The following is a 21,388-nucleotide window of genomic DNA, read 5'->3' as shown; positions in this document are numbered from 1 at the left end:
CCTGTTCGGCATGAGCCGAGGGAATAGCGCGGGAGTTTGTGCCAGCTCTTATTTTTCCTTCAGGCAGTGGTGTATGATGCGCCGGAACCTGGATGGAGAAAGCATGGATTTGATGCAATTCCTCGATATGATGTTGCATATCGATAAATCGCTTGGCGTTATCATCGATCAGTACGGCACAATGGTTTATGTGGTGCTGTTTGCGATCGTGTTCTGTGAAACCGGTTTGGTCGTGTTGCCTTTTCTGCCAGGCGACTCGCTACTATTCATTGCCGGCGCCTTTTGTGCCACCGGTGCAATGAATGAATGGTTATTGATGACCTTGCTCATCATTGCCGCCATTACCGGCAATACGGTGAATTACTGGGTAGGACGGGCCATCGGCGAAAAAGTGTTTACCCACGATTACCGCTGGCTGGACAAGGATGCGCTGCGCAAGACGCATGCGTTCTATGAAAATCACGGCGGCAAGACCATCGTCCTCGCGCGTTTCGTCCCTGTCGTTCGCACGTTTGCCCCCTTCGTGGCGGGGGTGTCGATGATGACGTTTACAAAATTCCAGCTGTTTAATGTCGCTGGCGCCTTGTTCTGGGTGATCAGCCTTGTCGCCGCCGGCTATTTCTTTGGCAATATCCCCATCATCCGCAATCACCTCAATACCATCGTGCTGGTCGGTGTCGGGGCCGCCGTGATTCCGGTCGCTGTGGGCGCTGTCTGGAAGCTGTCGCGCAGAGTCTGGCGATAAACTCTCCGGGCCACGGAGGCCCGCACGCTCAGGTCATCCGGTTTTTCGCCAGCGGCGGGTTGCGCGCGAAATACTTTTGAATGCCTTTCAGGACGGCTTGCGCCATCTGGTCCTGATACGCATCGTCGCTCAGCTTCGCTTCTTCTTCCGGATTGGAGATGAAGGCGGTTTCGATCAGGATGCTGGGGATGTCGGGCGCTTTCAGCACCGCGAAGCCTGCTTGTTCGACCGCCGGCTTGTGCAGCCGGTTGATCCCGCCGATTTCACTCAGCACCGCCTTGCCCAGCTTGAGGCTGTCACTGATCTGCGCGGTAGTCGACAGGTCGAGCAGCACGCTGGCCAACTGGCGGTCGTGGGTCTTGATGTTGACGCCGCCGATCAGGTCGGCCGCGTTTTCTTTGTTCGCAAGCCAGCGCGCGGCAGTCGACGATGCGCCTTTTTCCGACAGCACGAACACCGATGAGCCGCGAGCCGTGGTTTCCACCCAGGCGTCGGCATGGATGGAGACGAACAGGTCGGCCTGCACCTTGCGCGCTTTTTGCACCCGGACATGGAGCGGCACGAAGAAGTCGCCGTCGCGCGTGAGCATCACACGCATGTTCGGCTGACCCTCGATCTTGGTCTTGAGACGCTTGGCGATTGCCAGTACAACATCCTTTTCGCGACTGCCGCCGCGTCCCACTGCACCCGGATCTTCCCCGCCGTGGCCGGGATCGAGCGCAATCGTGATCATGCGGGTCAGGGTGGATGGCCTGTCGGGGTCCGCTTTCGGCTCCGGTTTTGCCGGCTGCGCATCGGTGCCGGGCCTGATCTCGGGTTTGACGTCGGGCTTGGCGTCCGGCTTGGCTTCCGCCAGCGGCGGCACTGGGTCGGTTGCCGGCGAACGCTCGCTGGTCCACTCGCCTTTGTTGATCAGGGCAGCGATCGGGTCTGCCGGATTGATCGGGTACAGGTCGAAGATCAGACGGTGCTTGTAGTCGCCGATCGGGGCCAGCGTAAACACCTGTGGATTGATTTCTTCCTTCAGGTCGAATACCAGCCGCACCACGTTCGGACGGTTCTGGCCGACGCGCACCTGCTTGATGTAAGGATCGTTCGACTGGATCTTGGCGACCAGCTGCTTGAGCGTCGGATTGAGTTCCAGTCCTTCGATATCGACCACCAGCCGTTCCGGATCCTTGACGATGAAATGGCTGGTCTTCAGGTTGGTGTCGTTCTCCAGCGTCACGCGCGTGTAGTCCTCGGCCGGCCAGACGCGTACCGCCAGAATCTGCGCGGCATGCGAGGGCAAAGGTGTAAAGACGGAGAGGAGAAGGGTGCCGCCGGCTTTGAGAACTGTGCGGCGCCGTCGCGACTTCGTGGCGTAAGTCACAGGTTTGGCGCAAATTTCAGGCGATCGAGACATTGAAAACCTTGGTCGGACAAGGCTTGACATTCTATATCACGCCCTTCGCCGATAATGCTCAAATGCATGTTTATGTCTGGCTTGGGCAACACCCTTTCCGCTTTTTCCGGCCATTCAATGATGCAGATCGACTTGTCGTTGAAATATTCCCGAAACCCGGCCTCCAGAAATTCTTCCGGACTGGCGAGGCGATATAAATCGAAATGGATGACTTCGACCGGCTGACCGCCGACGACCACCTTGTACGGTTCGGCCAGGGTATAGGTTGGGCTTTTGACGTGGCCGGCGTGTCCGGCCGCATGCAACAGCGCCCGGGTAAACGCGGTCTTGCCCGCGCCCAGGTCGCCATGCAGGTAAATGGTCAGGCCGGGCGCCAGCGCGCGGGCGAACGCCGTGCCCAACGCCGCGGTGCCGGATTCGTCATGCAAATGAGTGTGGAAATGCCGCATCTCGTAAAATGGCTGTTTTAGTGTGACTTTTATTTCTCGACGGCGCTTGCAACCGTGCCGCCCTTCGAAAACCTGCCGTGTGATGACTGTTCCCGATGATAAATTGTCCATGCTTGCGCTCTCCATCAAGGCATGGGGTCGCGAGCTTGGGTTTGCGGATATCGGCATCGCCGACGTCGACCTCTCGCAACAGGAAGCGGGATTGCAGGCGTGGCTGGATGCCGGGCATCACGGCGACATGGATTATATGGCAGCGCATGGAATGAAGCGCGCGCGGCCGGCCGAACTGGTGCCCGGTACCCTGCGCGTCATTACCGCGCGGATGAATTATCTGCCGCGCGATACCGATACCGAATGGCGCGAACGCGAGGAACGCCATGCCGGCCAGGCGGCCAATGCGGCGATTTCGCTGTACGCCCGCGGCCGCGACTACCACAAGGTTTTGCGCGCGCGGCTGCAACAGCTGGCGGAGCGGATTCGCGGCGAAGTCGGCGATTTCGGCTACCGCGTCTTTACCGATTCGGCCCCGGTGATGGAAGTGGCGCTGGCCGAAAAAGCCGGCATCGGCTGGCGCGGCAAGCATACGCTGCTGCTCAACCGCGAGGCCGGGTCGATGTTTTTCCTCGGCGAGGTCTATACCGACCTGCCGTTGCCGGTCGATGCACCGGTCGGCTCGCATTGCGGCCAGTGCAGCGCCTGCATCGATATCTGTCCGACCCAGGCCATTCTCGGCCCCTACCGGCTGGATGCGCGGCGTTGCATTTCCTATCTGACCATCGAGCTCAAAGGCAGTATTCCGGTCGAATTGCGGCCCTTGATCGGCAATCGGGTCTACGGCTGCGATGAATGCCAGCTGGTCTGCCCCTGGAACAAGTTTGCCCAGCGCTCGAGCCTGCCTGACTTCGACGTGCGCAACGGCCTGGACGCCGCGACGCTGGTCGAACTGTTTGCATGGGACGAAGACGAATTCAACCGCAGACTGGAAGGCAGCCCGATCCGGCGCGTCGGGCATGAACGATGGCTCAGGAATCTGGCGGTCGGATTGGGAAATGCCTTGAAAACGGCCGCGCATCCGGAAGAAATAGTAGCGGCGCTGCAGTCGCGCGCCACGCATGCTTCCGAGCTGGTACGCGAGCATGTGGCCTGGGCGCTGCGGCAACAGGCGCCGGCCCGCTGAAACGCGAATTCAGCTCGCCAGACTCAGCCACAGCGGCAATGTCAGCACCGACAATACGGTACCACCCGAAATCAGGAATGCGACGAATGGCCCGTTGCCCCCCATGCGCGCGGCGAGCACATAGGCGCTGGAGGCGGTCGGCAGCGCGGCAAACATCACGACGATCTGCAACTGCAACAAGGGAAGCTCCATCCACCGTCCCAGCAGCAAGGCGATGGCCGGCAGCGCGAGCAGCTTGACTGCCGTGAAGTAGACCGCCATCGCTTTCGCTTCCTGCAGGCCCGACAGGCGCAGGCCGGCACCTACCGCGATCAATCCGACTGCAATCGATGCATTGGCCATGCGCGACAGCGTCGCACCGATGATTTCCGGCACCTGCAGGCCGGCGAAGTTGAACGCCATGCCGCTGGCGGTAGCAACCAGCAGGGGATTCTTGGCCATTTCCTTGAGCAATCCGCCGCCTTTTTTTACCAGCGCATGCACCGCAGCCATATTGCATAGCGGGACGCCGAAGCCGATGATCAGCGCCATCAGCGTGGTTCCCTGTTCGCCCGCAAGCCGCGAGGCGATGGCAAGCGCAATATAGGAATTGAAGCGGAATGCGGTTTGCACACCGGATTCAAACACCATCGGTGGCGCCTTGAACAAGGGTTTCGCAAGCCAGCCCAGCGCAATACCGCCGCAGATGGTCAGCAGCGCAGTCTGCAGCATTTTTCCGGTCGTATCGAAGTCGAAGGGCGTGCGAGCGGTCGAATAAAACAGCAGCGCGGGAAACAGAAAGTAATAGATCAGTTTTTCCAATCCGCTCCAGAATGGCGTGCCCCAATCGGTATAGCGCATTAGCAGAAAACCGAGCAGGATCAGCGCGAAATCGGGAAACAGAATGGTGGCGATGGACATGGGACAAACAAACCGTCGAGCTTAAACCGGCATGTTACCGGTGTTTAGTCATCCCCGCTCTGACGGATATCCCTTAGGGAGGATACCTGCAAGTGTGTCTACTTCAGCAGTCGCGCCAGTTCCACCGCCGTCTTGACGTTCATCTTGTCGAAGATATGGGCGCGGTGCACTTCGACCGTGCGCATGCTGATGCCGAGTTCATCGGCAATCACCTTGTTCATCTTGCCGACCAGAATCAAGTCGAGCACTTCGCGTTCGCGTGCCGACAAGGTGGCGAGGCGGTCATGCACCTTGGCGGTCGCACCGGCTTCGCAGGATGCCGTCAATGCTTCTTCAACACGGTCCATCAGCTTGTTGTCGTTGAATGGTTTTTCGAAAAAATCGAAGGCGCCGCGCTTGAGCGTATCGACCGCCATCGGCACATCGCCGTGGCCGGTGAGGAAAATGACCGGCATTCTTTTGATCAGTCCGCGTGCGGTCAGCAAGTCGAAGAGGGCGGCGCCGCTCATGTCGGACATGCGCACGTCGAGCAGGATGCATTCGCCGCGCGTATCGAAGGCGACGGTGCTGTCGAGCGCAGCCAGAAATGCGGCGCCACTTTCATAGGCGTTCGCGGCGATGCCGCGTGATTGTGCAAGCCAGCTTAATGAATCGCGGATTACTTCTTCGTCATCGACAATATGCAGCATGCAGTCTCCTCGGGTTCGCCCGGCCGGGCTCGCAGGATTTGCCGGCTGGCGCACGCCGGTGATCCTGTCGGTTTTGTCGTTTTGTTACTCTTGATGCCGTTGTTCGGCATTATGTTGGGCCTTACGCCGGGCCGATTATCGCCGAATCTTCCGCAACCGGCATGCCTTTCTCCACTCCCGGCAGGGTGAACCGGAAGATCGTACCGCCGCCCGGATTGTCGGCATAAACCAATTGCCCGCCATGGAATTCAATGGTGGTGCGGCAGATATTGAGGCCCATGCCCATGCCTTCGGCCTTGGTGGAAAAGAAAGGCGAGAACAAGCGTTCGGCGACGTCTTTCGCGATGCCATGTCCACGGTCGATCACCGAAATCGTAACGCTGTGCTGGGTGTCGACGCCGGTATCGCGCCCGGCCACGATGCGCAAGATACGGCGTTCCGGCGCAATGTGTTGCATCGCCTCGATGCCGTTGCGCGTCAGGTTCAGCAGCACCTGTTCCAGCATGACGCGGTCTGCCAGCACCAGCGGCAGCTCGGGTTCGATCTCGGTCTGCGTGACGACGAAGAATTGACGCGCCTGCAACTCCACCAGCGGCATCACGTTATCGATCAGCGATTGCACGGTGGTCGCTTCACGGCTGGGTTCTCGGCGCTTCACGAAAGTATGCACGCTGCGAATGATATGCCCCGCGCGTTGCGCTTGCGTGCTTGCCTTTTCCAGGGCGGGTTTCAGCATGCCGAGATCGATCCGTTCAGGCTGCACTGCATTGTTGATCATGTTCAGTGCCCCGATGGTATAGCTGGAAATGGCGGCCAGCGGCTGGTTCAGCTCATGCGCCAGCGTCGATGCCATTTCCCCCATCGTTGCCAGGCGTGCGCTTGCCTGCAGCTTTTCCTGCTGCCTGCGGTTCAGGTCTTCGACCTGCTTGCGATCGGAAATGTCGAGAATCGAACCCATCCAGCCGGTCTGTTGCCCGCTATCGTCGACCAGCGGCGACTCGAAAATCAGCACCGGAAAACGTTCACCATCGGAGCGCTGAAAGATCGTTTCAAATTGCGGCGTCACGGTGCCGGCCAGTACCTGGGTGAAGCGGTGGTTGTACTCGTCCATCGCTTCCGGAGCCCAGTAGGGCATCGGCGGCACCTGGCCGATCAACTGCTCGGCCGGGATGCCGACCATCCGGCAGAACGCCGGGTTGACATAAGTGACGCGGCCGTTCAGGTCGCGTGCGCGCAAGCCGGTCATCAGGGAGTTTTCCATTGCGGTACGAAAGGCTACCTGCTGGCGCAGGGCGCCTTCCGCGGCCAGCCGGCGATTGATATCGCGCCATAGCGCCCACAGACTCCATAGCAAGCCCAGCGACAGCGTGATCACCGACCCGACCAGCAGGCTTGGCAACAGCTTGGGTTCGCCCTTGACGCTATTGGTATGCAAGGTCAGCACGACGCCCGGCAAGTCCAGTGCGCGGCGATGCGTGTAGACATTGCGTCCGACACCGCCGGCGGCGCGGCGGTCGATCACATTGTCGTCCTGGTCGGTAACCATGACTTCATTGTCTTGCGCAAACCACCACGGGACCATTTCGCTGAGGATGCTGGACATCGAGTAGCTGGCGACCAGTACGCCGAGATAGGTATCGCCCGAAAACAGCGGCACGTAATAGTCGAGGCTTGCCGGTCCGGAGCCGGCGTCACGCGGCGTTGGCTGTGCGTAGCGCGGTTCGCGCGACTTGCGGGCGGTTTCCATCGCCTCGCGCGATTCCGGCGTCAACTCCTTGAGCGAAAGCAAGGTATCGTCGGTAGACAGCACGACATTGCCTGTGGTGTCGAACTGGGCGACACGGGTCAGTTCGCGATTGGTGCGCACCAGCGCGGACAGCCGGTCATGCAAGCGCTTTTCAGGCAGATCCCTGGAAGCGATTTCCGATGCGATCAAGCGCAGGTTTTCCTCATGGCGGCCAAGCTGGAAGCGGATCGTCTGTTCCACCCAGAGCGTGTCGGCGATCAGCTGTTCCTGGCGTTCATTGGCTTCCATGCGCTGGGCCTGCCACGGCAGCCACAGCAGGGTCGACAAAAAGAGCAGGACCAGCATGATGGGCAGCATCCAGCGCCAGGCCTGTCGCCTTGTCGGGAATACGAAGCTGAATTTTTGGCTGAGGCGTTTGCTGATCATGATCGCACCGGGTCGGCTGGCGTGGAGGGCGGGCCGCGACATAAGTGTAAGCGACGGAAACGATTCCGGCGCGATCCAGCGCTTGTGGTTATCCACACTTGCCGTTCGGGCAAGTCCTGCAGAGAATACAGACAGACTGCCACCGGTCTGATTTGTGTTCAGATGGAGATCTCGATGATGCTCAAAAGCTTGTTCCTGGCCTGGTCGGCGGCTGCCCTGTTTGGCAGCAATGCCCTTGCGCAGGCGCCTATCATCATCAAGTTCAGCCATGTTGTGGCAAACGATACGCCCAAGGGTAAGGCGGCCGAACGTTTCAAGGAACTTGCCGAAAAGGCAACCAGGGGCCGGGTGAAGGTCGAAGTGTATCCGAACAGCACGCTCTATAAGGACAAGGAAGAACTGGAGGCGTTGCAACTGGGCGCAGTGCAGATGCTGGCCCCGTCGCTGGCCAAATTCGGCCCGTTCGGCGTGAAGGAATTTGAAGTGTTCGACGTGCCGTACATCTTTCCGAGCAAAGAGGTCCTGTACCGGGTCACGGAAGGGCGTATCGGCAAGGATCTGCTCAAGAAGCTGGAGTCGAAAGGCATTACCGGCCTGGCTTACTGGGATAATGGCTTCAAGGTCATGTCGGCCAACAGGCCGCTGAAAACGCCGGCCGACTTCAAGGGCTTGAAGATGCGCATCCAGTCGTCCAAGATACTAGATGCGCAGATGCGCGCGCTCGGCGCCATTCCGCAAGTGATGGCTTTCTCCGAGGTATATCATGCTCTGCAAACGGGAGTGGTCGATGGCACCGAGAATCCACCGTCCAACCTGTACACGCAAAAAATGCATGAGGTGCAGAAGCATGTAACCGTATCTAACCACGGCTACCTTGGCTATGCGGTCATCGTGAACCGGAAATTCTGGGACGGCTTGCCGGCCGATATACGCAGCGCGCTGGAAGCGGCGATGAAGGAAGCCACCCGCTTCGCCAATGCAATTGCCCAGCAGGAAAACGACGCGGCCCTTGAAGCGGTCAGGAAATCGGGCAAGAGTACGGTTTATGTATTGAACGAGAATGAACGCGCCGACTGGCGCAAGGTGCTTCTGCCGGTACAAAAGGATATGGAGGGCCGCATCGGCAAGGACCTGATTCAAGCCGTCAATAAGGAAGCGGCGGATGTCGGCTTCAGGTAAGCTGGTGAAGGGTATGATTGCCTGATGTGCCGGTTTTCGCAATGTCAGTGGATTGAACGTGCGGAATTCCAGTCATTGCGGCAACCGATTCAGCAAACATGCAAGAAAAAACGGCGGTGCCGACCGACCCGGGCCACTTATCCGGCTGGCCTGAAGCTTGCAATAGAGGCGGCGACTCGCGCACCCCGTTAGACTGTGGCGGGACAAGGAACGTTAGCGTTCTCGCAGAAAGTCATAATCAATAAAGGAGATAGAAATGAAATTGCATCACCTTGCCGTGCCGGTCATGGCTGCTCTTTCCGTCATGACGACCGCTTATGCCCAGACTTATCCCAACAAGCCGATCCGCATCATCGTTCCGTTTGCGCCGGGCGGCACGACCGATATCGTGGCCCGCGTGGTCGGCGACAAGCTGGGGAAAGAACTCGGTCAGGCCGTGGTGATCGAGAACCGTGGTGGTGGTGGTGGCAGCATCGGCGCGACGGCCATCGCCAAGGCCGATCCGGACGGCTACACGCTGGGCATCTCCACCGTGTCGACTCATGCGGTGAATGCAGCCTGCAATCCTAAGCTCGGCTACAACCCCCTGACCGACTTCGCTCCTATCACCAATCTTGCACGCACCCCGAACGTGCTGACTGTCAATCCCAAATTTCCTGCCCAGGATTTCAAGCAATATCTGGAGCATGTGAAAAAGAGTCCTGGCAAGTTGAACTACGCAACATCGGGTACCTGCAGCATCCAGCATATCGTCGGTGAGCAGTTCAAGCTCGCCACCGGGACCTTTATCCTGCACATCCCTTACCGCGGTGCGGGGCCGGCTCTCAATGACTTGCTCGGCGGACAGGTGGACATGATGTTCGACAACCTGCCGTCTTCCATGTCGCATATTCAGGCGGGTAAGCTTAGGCCACTGGCGATTGCCTGGAACAAAAGGCTTGACGCATTGCCCAATGTTCCGACGTTTGCAGAGCTTGGGCTGCCACAGGTTAACGATCCTGCCTGGTATGGTCTGGTTGCGCCACCGAAGACGCCGGACGACATCATCAAGAAAATCAATGCGGCGGCAGTAAAAGTGCTGGCCATGCCCGAGGTGCGCGAGCGGCTCAAGCAGAGCGGCGCGGAACCGGTCGGCAATTCTCCTGCCGAGCATGCGGCCGAGATTCAGGCCGAGCTGGACAAGATGAAGACCGTGGTAAAGAAGCAGAACATCAAGTTTGACGGTAGCTGATCGGTAAATAGAGCGGCGGCGCGGCGACAGACATTCAGGTGGTTTTCGCCGTGCCGTGCAAAACGCACTTGCAGTGCGCGATACGCAGCCGCAGCTGCGCTTTTTCCGCAGGAAATGCTCGAATAAATTGATATGACGGCATTGTATACTCCCGGCGGCAAAATACTTGCCCATCTCCGCACATCCCGCGGGATGTCGCTTCCCGGCGGACCAGCTGAACTTCACGGCGTTTCGCTCTATTCAATTCATTCAAGCACGTAAGGTAATCATGGACTTCAGTAATCCTAGTTTCTGGGTGGCCGTCCTGCAAATTGTGGCGATCGATATCGTCCTGGGCGGTGACAACGCCGTTGTGATCGGACTTGCCTGCCGCCGTCTGCCCGAACGTCAACGCAGGCTCGGCATTCTTTGGGGCATGATCGGTGCCGTGGGTTTGCGCGTCATATTGATCATGTTTGCCGTTACCCTGCTTGCCGTTCCCTATCTCAAGCTGGTAGGCGCCGCGCTGTTGCTGTGGATCGGCATCAAGCTGCTGCTGCCGGAAGAAGAGGAAGGCGGACACAAGATCGAAGCCGGCGCGACGCTGGTGGCTGCAATCAAGACCATCATCATTGCCGATGCGGTCATGAGCCTGGACAACGTTATTGCGATTGCCGGCGCTGCAGGCGACAGCAAGGTGCTGATCGTCTTCGGCCTGTTGCTGAGCATTCCCATTATCATGCTGGGCAGCCAACTCGTGATCAAGCTGATGGACCGTTTCCCGATTGTCGTCGTTCTTGGCGGCGCGCTGCTTGGATGGATTGCCGGCGACATGGCGGTGAGCGATGTCGTCGTCAAGGACTGGTTTGCCGCCAATATGCCTTATGCGTCATGGGCGGGACCGGTGTTGGGTGCTGTTCTGGTCATTGCAGTGGGCAAGCTGATTGCATCGCGTGCCGAGGCGCGCGCCGGTGCGCTGGAGGATCTGGCGGCGGAAAAGCAGGCCAGTGAAAATGCGGGCAACCGCTAGGTCTGCGATGAATCGCAGCGTCTTGGTTTCATCTCACTTTCGCGAGGTAAAGCAATGCTGAAGGTCTTGTTGGCAGTCGATGGTTCCGAAAGTTCGCAACGTGCGGTCGCGCATGTCATTAAACGCGCGGGGGTCACCAAGGATCAGCCGAAGATGTTGCTGGCGAATGTACAGTACCCGCTGCACGGTAGCGTCAGTACCTTCGTCAATGCAGGACAGCTTAAGCAACATCACCATGACGAAGGCATGAAGGTCCTGGAAAAGGCCCGGACCGCGCTCGATGCCGCCGGTGTCGCATATAGCTACCATTTGTTCGTCGGTGAACCGGCGGAAGTGCTTACCCGTTTTGCACGCGAGCAGGGATGCGATGAAATCGTGCTCGGTACCCGGGGGTTTTCCGGCATAGGCAGCCTGTTCATGGGATCGGTGGCGACCAAGGTCGTCCATCTTGCCGAAATGCCTGTCGTGCTGGTGAAATAGTGCCGCAGAGTCGCTGGAGTGCACCGCACAATCGTTAATGTTGCGGTTTTCCACAGTTGAGGAAGTTAATCCTCTTGTTGATAATGAGTTGTATGCATTTCACAATGCAGGCATAGTATTCCGACATTTTGCGTGACAGTCGAAGTCGACTTTCAAGGCTGAGTCGGCATTTGAATGATTCTGTGCGTCCACACAATTATTAGAGGAGCAACACACATGAATATCAAGACACTGCGATATGTAGCCGGACTGGCGCTGGTAGTTGGGACAATGGCGCATGCCCAGTCGAACTATCCAAGCAAGACTATCACGATGATCGTTCCGTTTGCGGCCGGCGGCCCGACGGATACCGTGGCCCGCCTGATCGCCCAGTCCATGACCAAGACGCTTAACCAGCAAGTCATCGTCGAGAATGTCGCCGGTGCAGGCGGCACCATCGGCGCTGCCCGCGTGGCCAGGTCGGATCCGGATGGCCATACGCTATTCCTGCATCACATCGGCCACTCCACCGCGCCGACACTGTATCGTAAGCTCACCTACAATTCGATCGACAGCTTTGAGCCTATCGGTCTGGTGACCGATGTGCCGATGACAATCGTGGCGCGCAAGGACATGCCCGCCAAGGACTTCAAGGAGTTATTGTCTTACCTGAAGGCAAACAAGACGAAAGTGACCTATGCCAATGCCGGCGTGGGTTCTGCATCGCACTTGTGCGGAATGCTGTTCATGACGGCGATCGACACCGAATTGACCACAGTGCCATACAAGGGCACCGGCCCGGCAATGAATGATTTGCTCGGCGGACAGGTCGACTTCATGTGCGACCAGACCACCAATACCACCAGCCAGATCAAGAGCGGCAAGATCAAGGCCTATGCGGTCACCACAAAGACCCGTGTGCCGTCTTTGTCGGATATCCCGACCGCGAATGAAGCCGGATTGCCGAACTTCGAAATCGCGGTATGGCATGGCTTGTATGCGCCCAAGGGAACACCAAAGCCGGTGGTCGACAAGGTCGCAAGCGCACTGCAGACGGCATTGAAGGATACAACGGTCAAGCAGCGTTTCGGTGAGCTCGGTACGGAACCGGTGGCGGCAGAACGTGCTACACCGGAAGCACTGCGCACTTTCCTGAAAGTCGAAATCGACAAATGGAGTCCGATCATCAAGAAGGCAGGGGTATATGCCGACTAAGATGTCAGCGAAGCTGTACACAAGTTAGAAGATTGCGGGGCGAGCATGCCCCGCTTTTTGCGTAGTGAATGACTGACAGGTAATCAAGAAACTGGCGCGCTACGAACAAGAGATTTCACCACAACAATTCAATTGCAAACCAAGGAGGAGACGACTTTGGCATCATTCATCCGCAACCCCAAGGACTTCTGGTCCGGGGCGATTTTTATCGTCATCGGTCTGGCCGGGGTATTTATTGGCCGCGACTATTCGATGGGTTCTGCCGGCCGCATGGGGCCAGCCTATTTCCCCACCATACTCGGCTCGCTGCTTGCCATCATTGGTGCCATTGCCGTTGTTCGATCGCTGCTGACTTCGGGCGAGGCGGTCGGGAAATTCACGATCAAGGGCATGACCCTGGTGATCGTTTCCACCTTGCTGTTCGGTATCCTGGTGCGCGGGGCAGGCTTGGCGATAGCCGTGGTGCTGCTGGTCATGCTCAGTGGCCTGGCCAGCATCAGGTTCAAGGTCGGGCCTTTCCTGATCGTGGCGGTTGGTCTGGCCGCGTTCAGCGTGCTGGTGTTCGTCAAGGCGCTGGGCTTGCCGATGCCCATGTTCGGCCCGTGGCTCGGCTTCTAAGGGGAACGAACAATGGAAATCCTAAGTAACCTCGCCCTCGGCTTCGACACTGCGCTGAACCTGTCGAACCTGATGTACTGCCTGATCGGCGTCTTCCTCGGCACCGCCATCGGCGTGCTGCCTGGCCTCGGCCCCACCGCAACCATCGCGATGCTGTTGCCGATCACCTTCTCATTGCCACCGGTATCGTCACTGATCATGCTCGCCGGCATCTATTACGGTGCACAATACGGCGGCTCGACCACCGCGATCCTGGTCAATCTGCCCGGCGAATCGTCGTCGGTGGTGACCGCGATCGACGGCTACCAGATGGCGCGCAACGGTAATGCCGGCAAGGCATTGGCCACCGCCGGTATCGGCTCATTCTTCGCCGGCACGGTGGCCACGCTGCTGCTGGCGCTGTTCGCCCCGCCATTGGCCGAACTGGCGCTGAAGTTCGGTCCGGCCGAATACTTTTCGCTGATGGTGCTGGGCCTGGTCGCCTCGGTCGTGCTGGCGCATGGCTCGCTGCTGCGCGCCATCGGCATGATCATCCTCGGCTTGTTGCTGGGCCTGGTCGGCACCGACGTGAACTCCGGCACACCGCGCTATACCTTCGATCTGCCGCAGCTGGCCGATGGCATCAACTTCGTGGTGGTCGCGATGGGCATGTTCGGCCTGGGCGAGATCATCCGCAACCTGGAAGACCAGCACACCCGCGACCTGACCATCAAGAAAGTCAAGGGGCTGCTGCCCAGCAAGGACGACTTGAAGCGCATCGTCGCGCCGATCCTGCGCGGTACCGCACTGGGTTCGGCGCTGGGCATTTTGCCCGGCGGCGGCGCGATGCTGTCGTCGTTTGCCGCGTATTCGATCGAAAAGAAGATTTCGAAGAATTCGGCCCAGTTCGGCAAGGGCGCGATCGAAGGTGTGGCCGCCCCTGAATCGGCCAACAATGCCGGTGCGCAAACCTCGTTCATCCCGATGCTGACCCTGGGCATTCCCTCGAACCCGGTGATGGCGCTGATGATTGGCGCGATGATCATCCAGGGCATCCAGCCGGGACCGGCGGTCATGACGGAACAGCCGGCGCTGTTCTGGGGCATCATTGCCTCGATGTGGATCGGCAACTTCTTTTTGATCGTGCTGAACCTGCCGATGATTGGCTTGTGGGTGCGCATGATCATGGTGCCGTACCACTACCTGTATCCAGGCATCCTGGTGTTCTGTGCGATTGGCGTATTCAGCCTGAATAACAGCGAATTCGACGTGTTCCTGATGGCGGGCTTCGGTCTGTTCGGCTATATCTGCGCCAAGCTGGAAATGGAAGCGGCACCGATGCTGCTGGGCTTCATCATCGGCCCGATGATGGAAGAGTATCTGCGTCGTGCGCTGCTGCTGTCGCGCAGCGATCCGATGGTGTTTTTGCAGCGCCCGATCAGCGCCACGATGCTGATCCTGTCGGCACTGGCCATGGCGGTCGTGCTGCTGCCAGCCTTGCGCAAGAAACGCGAAGAAGCCTTCGTCGAGTAAACAGCCGCGCCGCGCATCCGACGCCATGGACAAAAACCGGCGTGTTGCCAAAAGGCGGCACGCCGGTTTTTTTTATGTGCCGACGGGTGGATCAATCGCCTGCTCATGCCATCATGTCGCTGTAAAAAGCTGGCTCTTTTGATTTATCCTATCGATATGAACGCTTCGCAAACTCAGTCGCTGTTTTCCGCTATCGTTGAAGCGCCCTGGGGCGGGGTCGGTATTCGTACCGAAGCGGGCATGGTCCGGGAGCTGGTTTATCTGCCGCCAAGTTTCAACGAAAAACCACCAGCCGATCCTTTATCGGAGCAAGCCGCGCGGCAAGTCGAGCGCTATCTGCACGAGCCGGACTTCCGCTTCGATCTGCCGCTGGCCGAGGTCGGCACCATATTTCAGCGCAAGGTATGGGGGGCGATTTCCGCCATACCTTGCGGAGAAGTGTTGACCTATGGTCAAGTCGCCAAACTGATTCGTTCGGCGCCGCGCGCGGTGGGTCAGGCTTGCGGCGCAAACTGGTTTCCGCTGGTGATTCCTTGTCATCGTGTGACCGCCTCCGGCGGCCTTGGAGGGTTTTCCAATCACGACGATGAAACCGGCTTCCATCTGGGTGTGAAGCGCTGGCTGCTTGCCCATGAAGGAGTCAGGGCGTATCGATGAGTGACGCAGCAGCGAACCAGACCGCGATCGATGAATTTTGCGACACGCTCTGGCTGGAAGACGGCTTGGCCAAGAATTCGCTCGATGCCTATCGACGCGATATGGCCTTGTTCGGCGTATGGCTTGCCGAAGAACGCGCCAAACATTTGTACGCGGTGCAAGCCGAAGACATCGTCGCTTATTTTGCCGCCCGCCATGCCGATACGAAGGCGACTTCGGCCAACCGGCGGCTCGCAGTGCTGAAGCGCTTTTATCAAATGGCCTTGCGGCAAAACCGGGTCAGTGCCGATCCTTGTCTGAAGATGAAATCGGCCAAGCAACCGCCGCGCACCCCGAAAACCTTGTCCGAAGCGCAGGTCGAAGCGCTGCTGGCTGCCCCGGACGTCCGCACGCCGTTAGGCTTGCGCGACCGTACGATGCTGGAACTGATGTATGCAAGTGGCTTGCGCGTATCCGAACTGGTGCTGCTCAAGACCATGGAACTCGGAATGAATGAGGGCGTGCTGCGCATCACCGGCAAAGGCGCCAAAACGCGCCTGGTGCCGTTCGGGGAAGAAGCCAGGGTATGGATCGAACGTTACCTGGCCGAGGGCAGGGGCGCCATCTTGAACGGGCAGGTGGATGATGCATTGTTCGTCACGGCACGCGGCGGTGCAATGACGCGGCAGATGTTCTGGACCCTGATCAAGAAACATGCCCTTAAGGCCGAAATCAACGCGCCCCTCTCGCCGCATACCTTGCGTCACGCATTCGCCACCCACCTGCTCAACCATGGTGCCGATCTGCGCGTCGTACAACTTCTGCTTGGGCACGCCGATATATCGACCACGCAGATTTATACGCATGTCGCGCGTGAGCGCCTTAAAAAGCTGCATGCCGATCATCATCCTCGAGCGTAGGCCAGGTCAAACCTGGGTGTCGAGCGACAACCTTTGAACATGCGTTATCCGGTACGCGCTTGAATCCTGCCAAGCTTGCCCACATTCGATGTGGGCAAGCTTGTGGATAAGCGCGGGAGCAAGATGCCAAGGCACTGATTCTTCAGTAGATTTTGCCTTTGAACAAAATATGGGCAGCCAAAGCGTGGTTGTCTTTCCAACTGCACAGGAACACGACTCTTCCAAAAAAATACGGGCCGCTAAGCGGCCCGTATTATCTACATTCAAGCTTCAGATTCAAAGCTAGTTTATTTACTTGCGTGCGCGGTTTGCTGTTTTTTCCGCTGCTTGCGAGAATTGGGTCACTGCCGAATTCATGTTCGCTTCCATCGCTTCGACCGCCTGCTTGGTGGTCTTGGTGAACTGTTCATAGCCGGCATTGGCATTGCCGATGGCGGACTTGAACAGGGCGATCACGTTTTCGGAGCCGGCCGGAGCGTTTTTGGTAACGTCGTCGAATGCGGCGACTACCTTGCGACCAGTCTCGGCCATCTGTTCTTCGGTAACGCGGCTCAATTCAGCCTGTGCCGCAGTCACGATACCTGCCAAATGACGGCCATAGGCAATTGCCTTGGCGGCTGTCGGTTGTGCCTGTGCGGCAGTCAGCGAAAAGAATTCCTGAGGATCTTTTGCAGCCAGCAACTGGCGAGCTGCAATCGAGGTGTCTTCCAACGATGCTTTTGCTACATTCAGATTCAGATCAACGACTTTTTCAACGCTTTCAAATGCTTTTCCGGCAATGCTATTGAACAGGGTAACCTGAGCTTCGAAGTTGGCTTTGGCGGCGGAAGAAAATTGTTCTGGAACGATAAACATGGACTTCTCCTATAAACGGATACGATATTAGATGGACAGCTTTTATTGTGCGCTGCAACAAACTCTATTTTATGGACGCTCCCCGTGAAGTCAAGTGTTATTTTGTGCGGCGCACAAAAAATCAAGGCATTTCTTTCCCTGCTTAAATCAATTTATTTCTATGCAGAATCTTCTTCCGGCAAAATTGGGAAAATACCTTCTCGCTGCCTTTTTGCTGCCTTCTTGCATTGCAAAACAAAGGCGGTGGAAGAGGCGTCACTTTTATCATGTATGCGGCATTGCAACGTAAACGCCCCCTTTCTATCGGAAGGGGATTTGATGTTGGTCAATCCACACGGTTTTCAGAAAATCTTGTCATAGTGGTTTCCAATCCCTCCACAAGTACAGCCAGAGACTTGTAACCAGCGCAATACTGATCTAGGCTACGAAAAAGAGCGACTTTCAAACAAGCAACTAAAGTTGCGACATGTAAATCCGGAATCATTGACTGCCTGCCTGTCAAACAATATTGGGGAAGTGATGTACAAGGTTGGCAAGCTCCTGCATGAGGAAGGCCATTCAATTCAAGGTAGAAGTGTTCGAACGCTTGAAAGGCTGCTGCATGCCGTCGCCGGTCAAACCGGTGCGTACAAGGGATATCTGCTGTTGCGGCATGATGATAAATGGTCAATTGCAGCCGAGGCATCGCGGGACCTCGATGGAAATATCGAAGCACGGCATCGAGTCGACAAGCTTGCCGACAGGGTGGCCAGTTCGTCGTTATTGCCCCTTTCGCTGATCCACCACGTTGAACGCACAGGCGAACCCGTTATGGCCGAGAACCCTGTCGCCGATAGCGTTTTTGGCGCTGATCCGTATATCGTGCAGATCCAGCCAAAGCTTGCGCTATGCCATCCAGTCTTCATCGGTGCAGAAATGGCCGGGCTACTGTATCTGGAAATCCGGACGGCAGCCGCGGCGTCCCCCGCTGATGCATCAGGCATGCTCGAATCCATTGCGGGACAGGCGGCTGTCGCCATCGAAAATGCCCGACTGGATGCGCAGCTAAACGAAGAACGGGCCATGCGCAGCCGCATCGAACACGAACTGCAATTGTCGGAAACGCATTACGGCCAGCTTTTTGACAATGCGACTGACGGAATTCTCTTGCTCGACTCCGATACGGGAATTGTCACCGCCGTCAATTCCTGCCTGCTCAATATGGTCGGTCATCAGCGCGACGAGTTCATCGGTAAATGCGTGCGCGAACTGCCGCCTTTCAGTGACCATAGCATCTACGTCAGCCTGTTCGACGAGCTGCAGCGCACGCAAGCTTTGAATTGCGAACGCCTGCCGCTACGTGCAAGCGACGGCCGGCTGCTCGATATCGAATTTGTCAGCAGCGCGTACCGGGTCAATGAAACGCGCGTGATCCAGTGCAGCATGCGCGACATCACCGATCGGATGCGCGCACAACGCCGGCAGGAAGTGCAGGTCGCCGTAACGCGCGCCCTGGCCAATGCCGCCTCGCTGAAGGAGGCTGCGTCGCGGCTGCTGCAAGTGATATGCGAAAAGTTTTACTGGGAAATTGGCGAACTCTGGCATGCCGACTTCGACGCGGACCGGCTCTCCCTGACCGAGTGGTGGACCGCGCCAGGCGTTCCTGCCACCACATTTATCGAACGTGCGCGTGCCAGTCAGGTGTCCCCGCGTGGCGGCCTGACCGAGCGCATGTTTGAAACCGGCCGGGCATTGTGGCTGCCTGATGTTTGCCGCGAACCCTTGTTCCGGCGAGCGGCGCTGGCTTCCGAGATCGGCTTGCGCAGCGCTTTCGCCTTCCCGGTCCGGGTAAATGGCAAGCCTGTCCACATGATGGCTTTCTATACGCGGCAAATGCGCAAGCCCGACGAGGAAATGATGGACATGATGTTCATCGTCGGCAGCCAGATCGGTCAGTTCGTCGAACGCAAGGAAACCGAGCAGGCATTGATTCGCAGCGAGCAAAGGTTCCGCAGCCTGACTGGACTGTCATCGGACTGGTACTGGGAGCAGGATGAACATTTTCGCTTTACCGTGATGTCCGAAGGTGTGGGAAGGGTCGGCGGAATCCGTGCAGAAGCCTTGATCGGCAAGACCCGCGCCGAATTGCCCATTGACCCAGCGTCGGTTGACGACGATACCTGGAGTGCGCATCTGATGCTGCTGGAGGCGCGCAAGCCTTTCTTCAATCTCGAATACAGAATCAATGGCGAAGACGGTCACTGGTATTGGTACAGCATCAGCGGCGAACCGCTGTTCGACAAGAGCGGTGCATTCAAGGGTTATCGCGGCGTAGGTTCGGAAGTCAGCGCACGCAAGCAGGCGGAAGCACTCCACCTCGGACAGGCATGGGTACTCGAAATGATTGCCACCGGCGCGCCATTGGCCGACGTTCTCGCCAGTCTGGTGCGCGTGATGGAAACGCAATTGCAAGGCGTATCAACCGTGATCATGCTGCTGGATGAAGATGGCCGGCATATGCGGGTGGGGGCTGCGTCGAGTGCATCAGAGTCATGGGTGCGCATGCTGGATGCCTGCGAAATCGGCGCCGTGGGAGCTTCCTGTAGCGAGGCAATGTTTCACCGTACCCGCATCTTGAGCGCGGACATTGCACAAACACCGGGATGGAATACCTTGTCCGGTCCGGTGCTCGAGCAGGGTCTTCGTTCCTGCTGGTCGACCCCGATTCTTTCCCAGAAAGGCCGTGTCCTGGGCAGCGTCGACATGTACTGTAGACAGGCATGCGATCCGACGCCCGGCGACTTGCGTCTTGCGGACACCGCGGTGCGCATCGCCGGCATCGCCATCGAGCGCAAGCACTCCGAAGAACGCATCAGTTACATGGCGCATCATGACGCGCTGACCGGTTTGCCGAACCGCGTACTGCTGCAGGATCGTTTACGCCAGGCCATCGCGCAGGCTCAGCGCGCAGACAAGTTTGTCGCGTTGATGTTTATCGATCTCGACTACTTCAAGCACATCAATGACTCGCTCGGGCATCAGGTCGGCGACCAGTTGCTGCAGATGGTGTCGGCGCGGCTGCTGCTGTGCCTGCGCAAGGAAGACAGCCTTGCACGTCTCGGCGGCGACGAGTTCGTGCTGATTCTGCCGTCGCTCGTCGATGGCCATGCGGCGGGCGCGGTCGCGCAAAAGATACTGGAAGAGCTCAAGAACGCCTTGCATGTCGACGGTCATGAATTGCATATCGGCGCCAGCATCGGCATCAGTCTCTATCCGGCCGACGGCAAGGATGCCGATGCCTTGATGCGCGCCGCCGATACCGCGATGTACCATGCCAAATCGAAAGGGCGCGGCAATTGCCAGTTCTTCACCCAAGGACTGAACGAAGCGGTGCAGCATCGCCTGACGATCGCCAACCAGCTGCGCCGCGCGCTGGCGCGCGATGAGCTCGCCTTGCACTTCCAGCCGCAGATCGATATGGTGCAGGGTCGCATTCTGTCTGCCGAAGCGCTGTTGCGTTGGCGGCAGCCGGAGCGCGGTTTCATCCCGCCTTCCGAATTCATTCCGGTCGCCGAGGAAACCGGTCTTATCGTCGGCATCGGCGAATGGGTGTTGACGCAAGCTTGCGCGCAGTTGCGGCGCTGGCATGATGCCGGGCATCGGCAATTGTCGATTGCCGTTAATCTGTCGGCGCGCCAGTTGATGCAGCCGGATTTCGCCCATACCGTCGCCGAAATTCTCGACCGCCATGGTATTGCGCCATCGTCGCTTGATCTGGAAATCACCGAAAGCATGCTGATGCATCCGGGCGAAGAAAACCTGACGCCCCTTACCCGCCTGTCCGAAATGGGCGTGCAGTTGTCGGTCGACGATTTCGGTACCGGCTATTCCAGTTTGTCTTACCTGAAACGCTTTCCGATTCATGCATTGAAGATCGATCAATCGTTCGTGAGCGGCATCGGCTGCGCACAAAATGATGCGGCAATCACCAATGCCATCATCGCGATGGCACACAGCCTGAATCTCAAGGTGATCGCCGAAGGTGTGGAAACGGCGGAGCAGGCGGCTTTTCTGCGCGAGCATCACTGCGTGATGGCGCAAGGTTATTACTACAGCAAGCCGGTTCCGGGAGACGAGTTCGTCAAGCTGCTGGAAGGTCCTGCCATTTTGACACTGTAAGGCACCGATGTCGGCACATGCATAGGCGGCTTGCAAAGAGCGCGTCTTGCTGCATAAT

The 21,388-nt window shown here is 58.1% G+C and carries 18 protein-coding genes; 12 read left to right on the top strand and 6 right to left on the bottom strand.

Going from position 1 to position 21,388, the window contains the following annotated elements; translation table 11 throughout:
• Positions 1 to 103: 103 nt before the first annotated feature.
• Positions 104 to 745: a VTT domain-containing protein gene (locus D3871_RS13420; RefSeq protein ID WP_119770066.1), complete on the top strand. Its 642-nt coding sequence runs from the start codon at positions 104 to 106 to the stop codon at positions 743 to 745.
• A gap of 28 nt (positions 746 to 773) precedes the next feature.
• On the opposite strand, the gene D3871_RS13415 is transcribed toward D3871_RS13420, so the two are convergent.
• Together D3871_RS13415 and tsaE are read right to left on the bottom strand one after the other, a co-directional pair.
• Positions 774 to 2,150, bottom strand: coding sequence for an N-acetylmuramoyl-L-alanine amidase (locus tag D3871_RS13415; protein WP_119769348.1), 1,377 nt, complete (start codon positions 2,148 to 2,150; stop codon positions 774 to 776).
• On the bottom strand, positions 2,114 to 2,599 hold the full coding sequence (gene tsaE / locus D3871_RS13410) for a tRNA (adenosine(37)-N6)-threonylcarbamoyltransferase complex ATPase subunit type 1 TsaE (protein WP_119769347.1): 486 nt from the start codon (positions 2,597 to 2,599) through the stop codon (positions 2,114 to 2,116). The genes D3871_RS13415 and tsaE overlap by 37 nt, the downstream gene beginning before the upstream one ends.
• A gap of 82 nt (positions 2,600 to 2,681) precedes the next feature.
• On the opposite strand from tsaE, the gene queG reads away from it, so the two are divergent.
• Positions 2,682 to 3,776 carry a tRNA epoxyqueuosine(34) reductase QueG gene (gene queG, locus D3871_RS13405; RefSeq protein WP_119769346.1) on the top strand — a complete coding sequence of 365 codons (1,095 nt, stop codon included), beginning with the start codon at positions 2,682 to 2,684 and terminating at the stop codon, positions 3,774 to 3,776.
• Between the two features lie 9 nt (positions 3,777 to 3,785).
• Here the strand turns inward: queG and D3871_RS13400 are convergent, their stop codons facing one another.
• From D3871_RS13400 to D3871_RS13390, 3 genes are all read right to left on the bottom strand, one after another.
• A complete protein-coding gene (locus tag D3871_RS13400; protein ID WP_119769345.1) occupies positions 3,786 to 4,676 on the bottom strand; it encodes an AEC family transporter in 891 nt (296 codons plus the stop codon).
• Positions 4,677 to 4,774: 98 nt separating this feature from the next.
• Positions 4,775 to 5,365 (bottom strand): response regulator transcription factor, encoded by a 591-nt coding sequence (locus D3871_RS13395; protein ID WP_119769344.1) that lies wholly within the window; start codon positions 5,363 to 5,365, stop codon positions 4,775 to 4,777.
• A gap of 121 nt (positions 5,366 to 5,486) precedes the next feature.
• Positions 5,487 to 7,538 (bottom strand): PAS domain S-box protein, encoded by a 2,052-nt coding sequence (locus tag D3871_RS13390; RefSeq protein WP_119770065.1) that lies wholly within the window; start codon positions 7,536 to 7,538, stop codon positions 5,487 to 5,489.
• Between the two features lie 174 nt (positions 7,539 to 7,712).
• Between D3871_RS13390 and D3871_RS13385 the strand changes: the two genes are divergently transcribed.
• The 9 genes from D3871_RS13385 to xerD all read left to right on the top strand — a co-directional run bounded on the left by D3871_RS13385 (position 7,713) and on the right by xerD (position 16,317).
• Entirely contained in the window at positions 7,713 to 8,717 is a 1,005-nt protein-coding gene (locus D3871_RS13385) for a TRAP transporter substrate-binding protein (RefSeq protein WP_119769343.1), read from the top strand.
• A 256-nt stretch (positions 8,718 to 8,973) separates the two neighbouring features.
• On the top strand, positions 8,974 to 9,948 hold the full coding sequence (locus D3871_RS13380; RefSeq protein ID WP_119769342.1) for a tripartite tricarboxylate transporter substrate binding protein BugE: 975 nt from the start codon (positions 8,974 to 8,976) through the stop codon (positions 9,946 to 9,948).
• A gap of 265 nt (positions 9,949 to 10,213) precedes the next feature.
• Positions 10,214 to 10,957: a TerC family protein gene (locus D3871_RS13375; protein ID WP_420799663.1), complete on the top strand. Its 744-nt coding sequence runs from the start codon at positions 10,214 to 10,216 to the stop codon at positions 10,955 to 10,957.
• Positions 10,958 to 11,011: 54 nt separating this feature from the next.
• Positions 11,012 to 11,437 carry a universal stress protein gene (locus D3871_RS13370; protein WP_119769341.1) on the top strand — a complete coding sequence of 142 codons (426 nt, stop codon included), beginning with the start codon at positions 11,012 to 11,014 and terminating at the stop codon, positions 11,435 to 11,437.
• Positions 11,438 to 11,653: 216 nt separating this feature from the next.
• Positions 11,654 to 12,631 (top strand): tripartite tricarboxylate transporter substrate binding protein BugD, encoded by a 978-nt coding sequence (locus D3871_RS13365; RefSeq protein ID WP_119769340.1) that lies wholly within the window; start codon positions 11,654 to 11,656, stop codon positions 12,629 to 12,631.
• 156 nt (positions 12,632 to 12,787) lie between these two features.
• Complete coding sequence (locus D3871_RS13360) at positions 12,788 to 13,249, top strand: tripartite tricarboxylate transporter TctB family protein (RefSeq protein ID WP_119769339.1); 462 nt, start codon at positions 12,788 to 12,790, stop codon at positions 13,247 to 13,249.
• 12 nt (positions 13,250 to 13,261) lie between these two features.
• Complete coding sequence (locus D3871_RS13355; protein ID WP_119769338.1) at positions 13,262 to 14,761, top strand: tripartite tricarboxylate transporter permease; 1,500 nt, start codon at positions 13,262 to 13,264, stop codon at positions 14,759 to 14,761.
• 156 nt (positions 14,762 to 14,917) lie between these two features.
• Positions 14,918 to 15,418, top strand: a complete 501-nt coding sequence (locus tag D3871_RS13350; protein ID WP_119769337.1) for a methylated-DNA--[protein]-cysteine S-methyltransferase — start codon at positions 14,918 to 14,920, stop codon at positions 15,416 to 15,418.
• Entirely contained in the window at positions 15,415 to 16,317 is a 903-nt protein-coding gene (gene xerD, locus D3871_RS13345) for a site-specific tyrosine recombinase XerD (RefSeq protein WP_119769336.1), read from the top strand. The genes D3871_RS13350 and xerD overlap by 4 nt, the downstream gene beginning before the upstream one ends.
• A 291-nt stretch (positions 16,318 to 16,608) precedes the next feature.
• Here xerD and phaP read toward each other — a convergent pair whose 3' ends face one another.
• Positions 16,609 to 17,172, bottom strand: coding sequence for a TIGR01841 family phasin (gene phaP / locus D3871_RS13340; protein WP_119769335.1), 564 nt, complete (start codon positions 17,170 to 17,172; stop codon positions 16,609 to 16,611).
• A gap of 519 nt (positions 17,173 to 17,691) precedes the next feature.
• Here phaP and D3871_RS13335 point away from each other — a divergent pair.
• Positions 17,692 to 21,330 carry an EAL domain-containing protein gene (locus D3871_RS13335; protein ID WP_147376810.1) on the top strand — a complete coding sequence of 1,213 codons (3,639 nt, stop codon included), beginning with the start codon at positions 17,692 to 17,694 and terminating at the stop codon, positions 21,328 to 21,330.
• The last annotated feature ends 58 nt before the right edge of the window (positions 21,331 to 21,388 follow it).

It is taken from the genome of Noviherbaspirillum saxi (assembly GCF_003591035.1).
GTDB classification, from domain to species: Bacteria; Pseudomonadota; Gammaproteobacteria; order Burkholderiales; family Burkholderiaceae_D; genus Noviherbaspirillum; species Noviherbaspirillum saxi.
Note: the sequence above shows the minus strand (reverse complement) of the source record. Positions and strands in the feature narration are given on the sequence as shown.

Excerpts from the sequence above, each read along its gene's own strand:
- tsaE (WP_119769347.1), bottom strand. The coding sequence starts at position 2,599 with ATGCGGCATTTCCACACTCATTTGCATGACGAATCCGGCACCGCGGCG.
- D3871_RS13355 (WP_119769338.1), top strand. The coding sequence starts at position 13,262 with ATGGAAATCCTAAGTAACCTCGCCCTCGGCTTCGACACTGCGCTGAAC.
- D3871_RS13365 (WP_119769340.1), top strand. The coding sequence starts at position 11,654 with ATGAATATCAAGACACTGCGATATGTAGCCGGACTGGCGCTGGTAGTT.
- D3871_RS13420 (WP_119770066.1), top strand. The coding sequence starts at position 104 with ATGGATTTGATGCAATTCCTCGATATGATGTTGCATATCGATAAATCG.
- D3871_RS13380 (WP_119769342.1), top strand. The coding sequence starts at position 8,974 with ATGAAATTGCATCACCTTGCCGTGCCGGTCATGGCTGCTCTTTCCGTC.
- xerD (WP_119769336.1), top strand. The coding sequence starts at position 15,415 with ATGAGTGACGCAGCAGCGAACCAGACCGCGATCGATGAATTTTGCGAC.
- D3871_RS13415 (WP_119769348.1), bottom strand. The coding sequence starts at position 2,150 with ATGTCTCGATCGCCTGAAATTTGCGCCAAACCTGTGACTTACGCCACG.
- D3871_RS13350 (WP_119769337.1), top strand. The coding sequence starts at position 14,918 with ATGAACGCTTCGCAAACTCAGTCGCTGTTTTCCGCTATCGTTGAAGCG.
- D3871_RS13395 (WP_119769344.1), bottom strand. The coding sequence starts at position 5,365 with ATGCTGCATATTGTCGATGACGAAGAAGTAATCCGCGATTCATTAAGC.
- D3871_RS13385 (WP_119769343.1), top strand. The coding sequence starts at position 7,713 with ATGATGCTCAAAAGCTTGTTCCTGGCCTGGTCGGCGGCTGCCCTGTTT.
- D3871_RS13400 (WP_119769345.1), bottom strand. The coding sequence starts at position 4,676 with ATGTCCATCGCCACCATTCTGTTTCCCGATTTCGCGCTGATCCTGCTC.
- D3871_RS13370 (WP_119769341.1), top strand. The coding sequence starts at position 11,012 with ATGCTGAAGGTCTTGTTGGCAGTCGATGGTTCCGAAAGTTCGCAACGT.
- D3871_RS13390 (WP_119770065.1), bottom strand. The coding sequence starts at position 7,538 with ATGATCAGCAAACGCCTCAGCCAAAAATTCAGCTTCGTATTCCCGACA.
- queG (WP_119769346.1), top strand. The coding sequence starts at position 2,682 with ATGACTGTTCCCGATGATAAATTGTCCATGCTTGCGCTCTCCATCAAG.
- D3871_RS13335 (WP_147376810.1), top strand. The coding sequence starts at position 17,692 with ATGTACAAGGTTGGCAAGCTCCTGCATGAGGAAGGCCATTCAATTCAA.
- phaP (WP_119769335.1), bottom strand. The coding sequence starts at position 17,172 with ATGTTTATCGTTCCAGAACAATTTTCTTCCGCCGCCAAAGCCAACTTC.